The following is an 11504-nucleotide window of genomic DNA, read 5'->3' as shown; positions in this document are numbered from 1 at the left end:
TCCTCGTTGTCGGTTTCGTAGATTTGCCATGCCCGATCCCATTAAAATGGACAGGATTTCGGTCAAGTCGCGGTTCAGCGTCGAGTCGCGCGGTACCCCGGATTCCGGCGATCAGAGGGGGCTCGATGCCCGGTACACGTTGTGGCAGCGACGGCGAGCACGAACTACAGGAAAGACACGGTACACAGGGCAGAGCCGAACGGTTCTACGCAGATCAGGTGGTCGATCGACTCAACGAGACGATGATCGAATTCATCGGCAGGATGGACATGGCGTTCATCGCCACCGCCGACAAACACGGCGAGTGCGACAACAGTTTCCGCGCCGGTCCACCCGGATTTCTGCATGTGATCGACGACCGTACGGTCGCTTATCCCGAGTACCGCGGCAACGGCGTGATGGCCAGTCTCGGCAATATTCTGGAGAACCCGCACGTAGGCATCCTGCTAATCGATTTCGTGCGCGATCTCATCGGCCTACACATCAACGGGTCGGCCCGCATCGTGGAGGACGAAGCGCTACGGCGCACAGTGCCCGACCTACCCTCGAACGTCAAGGGAAGGGCCGCGGAACTCTGGGTCGTGGTCGACGTCGAAGAGGCATACATCCACTGCCGCAAGCACATTCCGCACCTCGTACCCGCGGAACGCGAGCAGCGGGAGTGGGGCACCGACAACGTGCGGGCCAAGGGCGGCGACTACTTCGGTGTGAAAGCGCAAGCCCGAGCCGAACTCGCGGACCTGCCGGAGTCGGCGCCGGTGCTCGCGTAGGCGTACCTCCGCATCGGCTCCGGCCGTGCGCGGGGCTGAGGACGGACTGCGTCCGACGGGCGCCTCCTTGGCGTATCTCCGCCTCCGCTCGGCCCACGTGCGGGCTCATGACGGACTGAGTCCAGCAGCGTTATTCAGCATGCGTCCGCCTTCGCTGGCCGTGCAGCTTGACGAGAGACTGCTTGCGGCCCGTCCCCTGGCGGAACCTCTGCCTTCGCGGCCACGAGTGGTCTCGACGGGGTCCGTCCGGCTGGGCGAACCTTCTCCTACGCTCCGGCGGTAGCTGACGAAGGTCTCCGTCTCGGGGCGCCCGGTCGGCCTCAGTTCTCGGCGTCAGTGGATCTTGAAGATCACCAGGCGCTGCACGACGAAGTTGATGACGGTCGCGGTGCCCTGCGCGACGACGAACGCCAGCGGCACCCGCCACCACTGCTCGCCGATCGCGTAGTACAGCACCTGGTTGATGCCGACCTGCACGGCGAAGGTGGTGGCGTACAGCGCGACGACGGCGGCGAAGCGGGCGCGGCTCGGCGGCGCCTGGAACGTCCACCTGCGGTTGATCAGGTATGCCGTGGTGGTGCCCGCGATGAAGCCGATGGACTTGGCGACCGAGACCGGCAGGCCGAGCACGTTCAGCAGCAGGACGTACAACCCGAAGTCCACGAGTGCCGACAGTCCGCCGGTCAGAGTGAACCGGATGATCTGCGTCTTCAGGTCGACATCGGTACCGCCGGGCTCGTCGACCAGTGGCAGTTCGGCCGGGAGCGGAAGGTGGGGTTCGGCTTGCACGCGCACGAGCGTAATGGGAACGGCCTCGCAGACCCATCCCAGTGGGTACGCCCAATAGGCGCTGCCGGACGAAGTCCGCCCTCGGTCCGCGCATGGCCGGAGCGGATGCGGAGGTACGCCCATACTCACGAGTACGGTGACATCGACCCGTCCGGCCGTCATGCCTGTAGCCTCTATGCCGATGTCCACGAAAGCTTCGACCGCCACCACGACGAACGGTGTCAGCGGGACCGCAGGTAGCACCGACAACGGCGCTGCGAGCGCCGACAGCTTCGCGCTGCCGACCCGGACCCAGGCACTGACCGGGTGGGGTCGCACCGCGCCAACCTCCGCCGAAGTGCTCTCGACCAGCGATCCGGAAGTGATCGCCAAGGCCGTCGCCATGGTCGCCGAGGACAACGACGGCAAGCCCGCCCATCTACGCCGCGGCGTGATCGCGCGCGGGCTAGGCCGTTCCTACGGCGACAACGCCCAGAACGCGGGCGGCCTCGTCGTCGACATGACCGCGCTGAACAAGATCCACCGCATCGACCGCGACACCCGCCTGGTCGACGTGGACGCGGGCGTGAACCTCGACCAGCTGATGAAGGCGGCGCTGCCGTTCGGCCTGTGGGTCCCGGTGCTGCCCGGCACCAGGCAGGTCACCATCGGCGGCGCGATCGGCTCCGATATCCACGGCAAGAACCATCACAGCGCGGGCAGCTTCGGCAACCACGTGCGTTCGATGGAGCTGCTCACCGCCGACGGCACCGTCCAGCACATCACGCCGAAGAAGAACGCCAAGCTGTTCTGGGCCACCATCGGCGGCTGCGGACTGACCGGCATCATCCTGCGCGCCACCATCGAGATGACGCCGACGGAGACCGCGTACTTCATCGCCGACGGTGATGTGACGGCCGGGTTGGACGAGACCATCGCCTTCCACAGCGACGGCTCGGAGGACCGCTACGAGTACAGCTCGGCGTGGTTCGACGCGATCAGCCCGATGCCCAAGCTGGGCCGCGCGGTGATCTCCCGGGGCTCGCTGGCCAAGCTGGACGAACTGCCCAAGAAGCTGCGCAAGAATCCGCTCGGGTTCACCGGCAAGACGTTCCTGACCTTCCCCGACGTCTTCCCGAACGGACTGCTCAACAAGCAGACCTTCACGCTGGCGACGGAGGTCTGGTACCGCAAGGGCGCGACCTACCGGCAGAAGCCGCAGAACCTGACGGCCTTCTACCACCCGCTCGACATGCTCGGCGAGTGGAACCGCGCCTACGGTTCGCGAGGCTTCCTGCAGTACCAGTTCGTGGTGCCGCCCGAGGCCGTGAACGAGTTCAAGCAGATCCTGATCGATATCCAGGGGTCCGGCTTCTATTCGTTCCTCAACGTTTTCAAGTACTTCGGGCAGGGCAACCAGGCGCCGCTGAGCTTCCCGATGCCCGGCTGGAACGTCTGCCTGGACTTCCCGATCACGCCGGGACTCAACGAGTTCGTGACCCAGTTGGACCGCCGGGTGCTCGAATTCGGCGGACGGCTCTACACCGGCAAGGACTCGCGCACCACCGCCGAGACCTTCCACAAGATGTACCCGCGGATCGACGAGTGGATCAAGGTCCGCCGAAGTGTCGATCCCACAGGCGTTTTCATGTCCGATATGGCGAGAAGGCTGGAGCTTCAGTGATCAATGCCGTAGGCAACCCGCAGACCATCCTGCTGCTGGGCGGCACCTCGGAGATCGGGCTCGCGATCTGTGCCGAGTACCTGAAGAAGGGGCCGGCGCGGATCATCCTCGCGACCCTGCCCAACGATCCACTGCGCGCGGGCGCGGTGGCTCAGATGGAGGCCGCCGGTGCGAACAAGGTCGAGGTCGTCGACTTCGACGCGCTCGACACCGACTCGCACCCGAAGGTGATCGACGCGGCCTGGGCCGGCGGTGACGTGGACGTCGCCATCGTGGCCTTCGGCATGCTCGGCGACGCCGAACAGCTGTGGCAGGACCAGCGCAAGGCCGTGCAGATCGCCGGAATCAACTACACCGCCGCGGTTTCCGTCGGCGTGCTGGTTGGAGAGAAGATGAAGGCGCAGGGGTACGGGCGCATCATCGCCATGTCCTCGGTGGCCGGTGAGCGGGTGCGCCGCTCCAACTTCGTCTACGGGTCGACCAAGGCCGGCCTGGACGGCTTCTACCTCGGCCTCGGCGAGGCGCTGCGCCCCTTCGGGCCCCGCGTCCTCGTCATCCGCCCCGGCCAGGTGCGCACCAAGACCACCCTTGACCACTGGAAGGCCACCGGCGCCAAGGAAGCCCCCTTCACCGTCGACAAGGAAGAAGTGGCGGCACTCGCGGTAACGGCCTCCGAAAAGGGCAAGGACCTCATCTGGGCCCCCGGCCCCGTCCGCTATCTCATGTCCATCCTCCGCCACATCCCCCGCCCCCTCTTCCGCAAGCTGCCCCTCTGAGTTTCGGATCGCGCCCGAACTTCGAGGCGCGCTGAGCTTGTTCCATCGAGCCGCGTTCGTCACCGCCCCGAGGCGCGGTACGGGCGCGGCTCGACGCTTGCCAGGCCGCGGCGACCTCCGCCGGACACCATCGTCGCGGTCCCGCGCCCGCGAAGCAGACCGTGCCGCGAGCCGACCGAAGCGGACACGCGGTGCGCGCCGGGGTTTCGATCCGACGCAATGCGGTAGCCCTGGCGGGCGAGGCGGTCCTGGATCTGTCGCACGCTCGGTCTCGGCGGCTCGTCCTCGGCGCGCAGTCCGATGGCGAGAATGGCGGCGATCACCATGGCGAAGGCGGCCATGACGAGTGGATCGTATTGCAGCAGAGTCATTTCGCAGTCTCCCGAGTGAAGTCGTCAACGGGTGGACGGGGTGGCATCGTGCGCTGACCGTCGACGGCTTCGGTGACGAGATCGGCCCAGCGGGTGGCGAGGTAGCCAACGTGCGACCACGCTCGGTGCAGTTCGTCGGCGGTGTGGTCGGTGGCGAGGACGAGTTCGGCGGCGACATATGCGGCGGCCATGTCGTCGACCGTTGGGCCGTAGCCGGTCGATTGCGACCAGGGCTGGCGCGGTTGAATGTGGACGATCACCGAGCCGTCGATCAGGGTGCGCAGTTCGTCGCGGCGGGAGTCGATCCGGCTCAGCCTGGCCGGATCAGTGTTTCGGGTTCGGTGCAGGTGAGCCAGCGCGTGCGACCAGCGCAACACGAGGTGATCGCCGGGCCGATGCCCGGCCACGCCGCGGAACGCGGCAGAGAGTTCACGCCATCCCGGAAGCGTCGGCCGCGAACCGTAGGCGGCCGTCCGAACGGTGCTCTCCGGCATGGCTTTCAGTCCAGGACCGTCGAGACACAGGCGAGCGCCGCCAGATACTGGCGACAGCGCGGACCGTGTTCGGCGTGCCGCGACAACACCAGTGCGGCACGCGCGCAGTCCATGACGGTCGGCGGACTTGCACAGTCCCGGTGTTCGGTTTCCCACTTCTGTACGCGGTCCATCAGCGACGACATTCGTGCCTCTCCCCTGCGACGGTTAGGAGCACACCGACGCCGGTCCGACCGCGCCGGGCTGTAAAGCCCAACACGCCCTCCCGTGCGGCCGGTTCACGTATCCGAGACGAGATAGAGGAATTCGCCTGCGGTCCAGCGCCGGTGTGCGGGAACCAGGATCAGACTTTGCACAACCGAAACTGTCCCGCCGCGGGACAACATCTGATCCCTCTAGCATTGGAATAGACCGTGCCGCAGAGGGAGAGCACGAACATGAGCGAAACCGCAGATCAGGACCACGATCACTACGTCGGTCAGCAGGTGCACGTCATCCGTCGTCGCCGCGGCATGTCCCAGCAGCTACTCGCCGACCTTGTTGGGTTGTCACGTGGGGCGATCGCGAAATACGAGAACGGGGAACGTCCCGTCGATTCGCGCAAGGTACTGCACGCGCTCGCCCTAGCTCTCGATGTCAACATCGGCGATCTGACCGGGCACGATCACGACCGGTTCGATCGGTCGGTTGAACGTTTCCACACAGCGGTGCCCGACATCGAGACTGCGATCTGGACAGCAGGAAACGTCACGCAAACCGAGCGACCCCGCAGCCTCGATCAGCTCACTCAGGACGTCACCCGGGCGACGCAACTGCGAATCGCATGCGACTATGCCTCTCTCGGGCCGATGCTCGCCCCGATGTTGAACGACTGCTACCGCCACACCCGCGACGCCAAGGGCGCTGAGCAGGAGCGGGCGTGGGACATCTTGGCGGCCATCGCTCACACCACCGCAGCAGCGTTGAAAGCCCGTGGCTATCCGGCGCTTTCGTGGACCGCGACGCAGGAAGCGGACAAGGCGGCCGAACACGTTGGCGGTACAGCGGCGTTCGCATCGGCGGCGTTCAACCGCAGCCAGGTCCTGTTCGCACGGCCTGGTTCATGGTCCGCCGCGCTCGAGTGCGTCGAGTCGACCGCCGATCGGCTCGAATCCGACGCACGCATGAAGGGGGAGATAGAGACGCTGGGCATGCTGCACCTTCAGGCGTCGCTCGTGACCTCAGCGTTGGGCGGCGACCCGAACGCACACCTCGATGAGGCGGCGAACCAAGCGCGCAGGCTCGCGACCGCGCAGGCCGGTACGTCGATCCTGCGGAACCCGACGTTCGGGCCCGCGAACGTGGAGCTCTGGCGGATGTCGTCGGCGATGGAGCGACGGGAGCCAGGCGAGACGCTCGAGCTGGCGTCGCGACTGAACCCGGAAACCCTCCCAGCGGCGGGGCGCAGGGCGCAGTACTTCATCGAAGTCGGCCGCGCACACGCGCTGCGTCGAGACTATCGACAGTCACTGAACGCGCTGCTGCGCGCCGAGCACGCCGCGCAGCAGCATGTGCGCGGCATGTCCATCGTCCGCGAGTTGGTGGGCCACATGATGCGCAAGGCCCGACGTGACCTGACGACAGGTGACCTCGGCCGATTCGCTCAACGCGTCGGCGCTACACCCGTCTGACGGGCAGTTCGAAATCGACGGTTGACGGAAGGCTCACCCATGACCTTGACCTATATCGAGATCGATGATGATGCGCTCGCGCTGGCGATGACGCTCGGTGGGCACCGAACGAAGGCAGCAGCAGTTGCCGCCGCCTTGACGGAATACAACAAGCGACTGTCCCGCGCTGCGGCGTGCGACCACTACTTCGAACTGGCTCGCGAGCGCAGCGAACCGGATGCCGACGGCACGCCGCCGAGTCCACACTTGTCCTTCGCTGGAGCAGGCGAAGCGCCGCCTGATTTCGCCGCCACCTCACAGGAAGCTCTCCGGCGCGAGCTCGGCTGCCACTGGTGAGCGTTCGCAACACCGGGCGGCTCGGAGCCTGGGCGCAGCCGTACTCGCTCGACGGCGGTGAGACCGCTGCCCAACTTCCGTGCGGGGAGTTTGTTAGCGTGCGGTGCGAATCCGCGGCGGCGGCCGGTGCGCAACCGAGCCCGGAGCCGACTAGTGAAAACGGAGGCGCTATGAGCACACCTGTCACGGAACAGAGCACCGCGACCGCATCTGGGCGGATGTCGCTGTTCCTGCGGCAGGTTGGGGCCGGGGTTGGGGAAGGGGTGGTTGCCGCGGTGGTGGCGGCGGTGGTTGCTGCCGTGGGGCTGTTCGCGTTTTCGTTGGTGGAGTGGCCTGCGTTCAATTCGTCGAATGTGACTCGGGCGTTGACGACGGTGGGGCAGGTGGGGGCGGCGGGGCTCGTTGTCGCCGCGGTGTGGTTGTTGCGGGTACGGAAGTGGCCGCTGGTGGCGAAAGTGCTTTCGTGGGTGGGGGTTTCGGCGTTCGTTACGGTGACGCTCGGGATGCCGTTGGCGGCGACGAAGCTGTATTTGTTCGGTGTTTCGGTGGATCAGGAGTTCAGGACCGAGTATCTGACGCGGCTCACCGACAGTGCGGCGCTGCGGGATATGACGTATGTGGATGTGCCGCCGTTCTATCCGGCCGGGTGGTTCTGGGTCGGTGGGCGCGTGGCGAATGTGCTCGGCATGGACGGTTGGGAGGCGTTCAAGCCGTATGCGATCGGGTCGCTGGCCGTGGCGGCGGTGCTTGCGCTGGTGCTGTGGACGCGACTGATTCGCGCCGACTGGGCGGTGGCGGTGACCGCCGCGACGACCGCCGTCGCGGTGACCTACGCGTCGCCCGAGGCGTACAGCGCGGTGATCGTCGTGCTGCTGCCGCCCGCGCTTGTGCTGGCCTGGGGTGCGCTCTACCGGCCGGTCGAGGATGCGGCACGCGCCGTGAACCCGCCGAACGGACCCGGTGCGATCCGCGCGGACGAGGTCGCGACGGATGCTCGGGCGGAATCGGCGCCGGTCGTCGCGCCCGCGCGGCCCTACCGGACCGCCGGTGGTTGGGGCGCGGTCGTCGGCGCGGGTCTGTTCCTCGGCGTCGCCGCGAACTTCTACACCCTGTACTTCCTGGTGGCCGCCTTCGCGATCGGCCTGATGGGACTGCTGGCCGCAGGACTCGAGTTCCGGCAGCGGCGGGCCGAGCAGCACCCGAGGGCAGCACGCAGGGGCGGTTCCACCCAGCACGCAAGCACGGGCGGGCGGACGACAGCGGCGTCGACTGCAAGCGCCGAGACGCAGCGGACGAGCACGACACCAACTGCGAGCACCGCGACACCGCAGACGAGCACAGCACCGACCACGAGTACCGCGACACCGCTGACGAGCACGACATCGACTGGCGACACAGCCGAACAGCCGACGGTGGCGGAAAAGGCCGCGGCGCCACAGGTGGAACAGCCCGGCAACCGCGCGACCGCCGGACCGGCGTGGCGCGCCGCCGTGCCCCCACTCGTCCGTCTCCTGGCGATCGCCGCGATCTCCGGCCTCATCGCGCTGATCTGCTGGGGCCCGTATCTCCTCGAATCCCTCACCACGAAGACTCCCAGCTCCGGCACCGCCCTGCACTACCTCCCCAAGTCCGGCGCGGAACTCCCCCTGCCGATGGCCGAGTTCACCCTGCTCGGCGGCCTGTGCCTGATCGGAACCGTGTGGCTGGTCGTGCGGGCGGGCTCCTCCCGGCGCGCGCAGGCGCTCGGCATCGGTGTTGTGGCGATCTACCTGTGGTGCCTGCTGTCCATGCTGGCGACGGCGGCCGGGACCACGCTGCTGTCGTTCCGGCTGGAGGCGCCGCTGCTCGTGCTGCTCGCGGCGGCCGGCGCGTTCGGTTTCGTCGAGGGCGCGCGGGCCGCGTACCAGGCGTTCAACGAGCCCGCGCGGTTCCGGGTCGCCGTCGTCGCGCTCGCGATCGTCGGCGCGCTCGCCTTCGTCCAGGACATTCCGCACGTGCTGACCCCGGAGATCACCACCGCCTACACCGACACCGACGGCGACGGCAACCGCGCCGACAAGCGCCCGCCCTCGGCGGTCTCCTACTACGACGAGATCGACGCGACGCTGCTCGCGCAGACCGGCCGCCCGCGCGACGAGTCGGTCGTCCTCACCGCCGACACCAGCTTCCTTTCCTTCTATCCGTACTGGGGTTTCCAGGCCCTCACCTCGCACTACGCGAACCCGCTCGCCGATTTCGCGGGCCGGGCGGCGACCATCAAGGACTGGAGCAAGCTGGATTCGCCCGCGAAGCTGCTGGCGACGATGGACAACAGCCCGTGGCGCGCGCCGGACGCCTTCCTGTTCCGCCGCGGCGGCGACGCCTACACGCTCCGCTTGGCCGAGGACGTCTACCCGAACGACCCGAACGTCAAGCGCTACTCGGTGAGCTTCCCGAAGGAACTGTTCGAGGACCCGGCCTTCACCACCACCGACATCGGCCCCTTCACGCTGATCACCGTCCGTCGCTGATCAGCGAACCGAACCCGCAGGTCACAGCCTCGGCCGCCGGACAAATGTGTCGGCGCGGCGATTTCTGGGCAACCGAACTCTTGGTGCCAGGTTCCGCCCGGGCTCGATGAGCGCCCGGCGATACCTTTGGCGGCTGATTTCCGGCAGGGCAGAGGGAGAGTTCGCGCGTGCGTTTGGACAGCGCCGATCAGGACACGATGGACGAATCGGCGGAGGGCGGCTCGGCGGGCACAAGAGCCTCGCACGAACGGCCCGCGACAACGCTCCAACAGGCGGCCGTACTCGATCGCCCGGCGTCGGCGATCGAACCCGCAGGTCCCCGGCGCAAGCGAGCGCCCAGCATCCCGGCGATCGCCCGCCTATCGCTCGCGCGGATGCGGGACCGCGTCCGACCGGCCGATCTCCTCGTCGCCTTCGCCTACCTCGCGCTGGCGGCGACGGTGCTCTCCGCCCAGTGGCGCGACACCGACAGCGGCTACCTGATCAAGAGCGGTCAGGACCAGACGATGTGGGAGTGGTTCTTCGCGGTGACCGCGCATTCGGTCGCCCAGCTGGAGAGTCCCCTCGGCACGAATCTCCAGAACTTCCCAGCCGGGGTGAACATGATGGCCAACACGGCCATGTTCGGCGTCGGCGTCCCGCTCACCCCGGTCACGCTGCTGTTCGGTCCGACGGTCACGTTCGTGCTCGCGCTCACCCTCGGCCTGGCCACCACGGCCTACGCCTGGTACTGGCTGTTCGCCCGCGAACTGGTGAGCTCGCGGGCGGCCGCGGCGATCGGCGGTCTGTTCTGCGGCTTCGCGCCCGCGATGATCTCGCACGCCAACGCGCACCCGAACTTCGTCGCGCTGGCGCTGCTGCCGATCATCGCCGGACTGCTGATCAGGATTGCGCGCGCGGTCAGCGAGGCCGTACCGCGCAACCGGATCAGGGACGCGATCACGCTCGCCTTGCTCGTCGCCGCGCAGATCGCGCTCGGCGAGGAACCGCTGCTGATCTTCGCGCTCGCGTTCGGGCTGTTCGCGGTGGTCTACCACCTGCACGAGGCGCGGCATGGTGTGCGCCTGCTTCGTGCGCTGGCCCCGACCGTCGCCGCGGCCGCGGGAATCACCCTGCTGCTCACGGCGGTCCCGCTGTGGTGGCAGTTCTTCGGACCGCAGAGCTATCGCTCGATCGATCACGGACCGATGGGCAACGACCTGAAGACCCTGGTGCAGTTCCCGTCCGAATCCCTCGGCGGCGCGTGGGCGCCCGGCCAGTACGTCGCCATCAACGAGACCGAACAGAACGCCTACTTCGGTTGGCCGCTGCTTCTGGTGCTGACCGCCACCGTCGCGCTGCTCTGGCGCGACCGGGTGGTGCGCGCGGCGGCCGCGGTGATCGCGGTGTTCGGCGTGCTCTCGCTCGGCTCTGTCGCCACCATCGGCAAGCGCCCGACCGGTGTCGAACTGCCGTGGGCGCTTGCCGAAAGGATCCCGCTGCTGAATTCGGTGCTGGAGACCCGGCTGACGATGGCCGCCGTGCCCGCGATCGCCGCGGTGTTCGCACTGGCCTCCGATCGCGCCGTCGCGTCATGGAAACAGTCGGCGGCGGACTGGAAGCCGCTGGCCTGGTTCGCGGCACTGACCTGCGCGCTGCTGCCGTTGACGCCGACCGTTCTGCCCGTGACCGAACGCGCCCCCGCGCCGCGCTTCTTCACCGACGGCGCGGTGCGGCAGTACGTGGACGACGGCTCGGTCGTCATGATCCCGCCGCCGCGTCCGCCCGACGCGCGGGCGTTGCGCTGGCAGGCCGACGCGAACTTCGTGTTCCCGCTCGCCGACGGCTACTTCGTCGGCCCCACCGGAGCGGAGAAGAAGGGCAGCTACGGACCCGAAGCGCGACAGACCGCCATGCTCCTGGTGAAAGCGCAGGACACCGGCACGGTGCCGCCGATCGGCGCCGAGGAGCGGGCCGCGGCGCTGGCGGATCTGCGGTTCTGGCGGGCCGACGTGCTCGTGCTGCCGACCGCGAAGAACTCCGACGTGCTCACCAGCACGGTCACCCAGCTGCTCGGCTTCGCCCCGACGCGTGTCGAGGACGTGTGGATCTGGGACGTCCGCGCACTGCACTGAGGCCCGCCGTA

11 protein-coding genes are annotated in these 11504 nt (G+C 67.8%); 7 read left to right on the top strand and 4 right to left on the bottom strand.

The genetic code is table 11. From position 1 onward, the window contains the following. The first annotated feature begins 125 nt into the window (after positions 1 to 125). Positions 126 to 770: a pyridoxamine 5'-phosphate oxidase family protein gene (locus NAM01S_RS17845; protein ID WP_067786643.1), complete on the top strand. Its 645-nt coding sequence runs from the start codon at positions 126 to 128 to the stop codon at positions 768 to 770. 333 nt (positions 771 to 1103) lie between these two features. Here the strand turns inward: NAM01S_RS17845 and NAM01S_RS35755 are convergent, their stop codons facing one another. Next, positions 1104 to 1559: a GtrA family protein gene (locus NAM01S_RS35755; RefSeq protein ID WP_303755480.1), complete on the bottom strand. Its 456-nt coding sequence runs from the start codon at positions 1557 to 1559 to the stop codon at positions 1104 to 1106. 175 nt (positions 1560 to 1734) lie between these two features. Here NAM01S_RS35755 and dprE1 point away from each other — a divergent pair, with 175 nt between their 5' ends. Together dprE1 and dprE2 are read left to right on the top strand one after the other, a co-directional pair. Next, positions 1735 to 3222 carry a decaprenylphosphoryl-beta-D-ribose oxidase gene (gene dprE1, locus NAM01S_RS17835; protein WP_253798905.1) on the top strand — a complete coding sequence of 496 codons (1488 nt, stop codon included), beginning with the start codon at positions 1735 to 1737 and terminating at the stop codon, positions 3220 to 3222. Continuing rightward, positions 3219 to 3998 (top strand): decaprenylphospho-beta-D-erythro-pentofuranosid-2-ulose 2-reductase, encoded by a 780-nt coding sequence (dprE2, locus tag NAM01S_RS17830; RefSeq protein WP_067786641.1) that lies wholly within the window; start codon positions 3219 to 3221, stop codon positions 3996 to 3998. The genes dprE1 and dprE2 overlap by 4 nt, the downstream gene beginning before the upstream one ends. Before the next feature lie 59 nt (positions 3999 to 4057). Here dprE2 and NAM01S_RS17825 read toward each other — a convergent pair whose 3' ends face one another. Genes NAM01S_RS17825 through NAM01S_RS17815 form a run of 3 tightly spaced genes read right to left on the bottom strand, consistent with a single transcriptional unit; the run spans position 4058 to position 5048 of the window. Further along, on the bottom strand, positions 4058 to 4369 hold the full coding sequence (locus NAM01S_RS17825) for a hypothetical protein (RefSeq protein ID WP_067786639.1): 312 nt from the start codon (positions 4367 to 4369) through the stop codon (positions 4058 to 4060). Further along, positions 4366 to 4863 carry a hypothetical protein gene (locus NAM01S_RS17820; RefSeq protein WP_067786637.1) on the bottom strand — a complete coding sequence of 166 codons (498 nt, stop codon included), beginning with the start codon at positions 4861 to 4863 and terminating at the stop codon, positions 4366 to 4368. The genes NAM01S_RS17825 and NAM01S_RS17820 overlap by 4 nt, the downstream gene beginning before the upstream one ends. 5 nt (positions 4864 to 4868) lie before the next feature. Next, positions 4869 to 5048: a hypothetical protein gene (locus NAM01S_RS17815; RefSeq protein WP_067786635.1), complete on the bottom strand. Its 180-nt coding sequence runs from the start codon at positions 5046 to 5048 to the stop codon at positions 4869 to 4871. A gap of 252 nt (positions 5049 to 5300) precedes the next feature. On the opposite strand from NAM01S_RS17815, the gene NAM01S_RS17810 reads away from it, so the two are divergent. The 4 genes from NAM01S_RS17810 to NAM01S_RS17795 all read left to right on the top strand — a co-directional run bounded on the left by NAM01S_RS17810 (position 5301) and on the right by NAM01S_RS17795 (position 11493). Beyond that, a complete protein-coding gene (locus tag NAM01S_RS17810; protein WP_067786633.1) occupies positions 5301 to 6533 on the top strand; it encodes a helix-turn-helix domain-containing protein in 1233 nt (410 codons plus the stop codon). A gap of 45 nt (positions 6534 to 6578) precedes the next feature. Beyond that, positions 6579 to 6869 (top strand): type II toxin-antitoxin system VapB family antitoxin, encoded by a 291-nt coding sequence (locus NAM01S_RS17805; protein ID WP_253798907.1) that lies wholly within the window; start codon positions 6579 to 6581, stop codon positions 6867 to 6869. Positions 6870 to 7039: 170 nt separating this feature from the next. Then, the gene (locus NAM01S_RS17800; protein ID WP_373862678.1) at positions 7040 to 9379 is read left to right on the top strand and encodes an arabinofuranosyltransferase; all 2340 of its coding nucleotides are present in this window, start codon (positions 7040 to 7042) and stop codon (positions 9377 to 9379) included. Between the two features lie 167 nt (positions 9380 to 9546). Beyond that, positions 9547 to 11493 (top strand): glycosyltransferase family protein, encoded by a 1947-nt coding sequence (locus NAM01S_RS17795; protein ID WP_253798909.1) that lies wholly within the window; start codon positions 9547 to 9549, stop codon positions 11491 to 11493. The last annotated feature ends 11 nt before the right edge of the window (positions 11494 to 11504 follow it).

It is taken from the genome of Nocardia amikacinitolerans NBRC 108937 (genome assembly GCF_001612615.1).
GTDB lineage: Bacteria > Actinomycetota > Actinomycetes > Mycobacteriales > Mycobacteriaceae > Nocardia > Nocardia amikacinitolerans.
The sequence above is the reverse complement of the archived record's forward strand: the minus strand, read 5'-3'. Positions and strand labels throughout refer to the sequence as shown.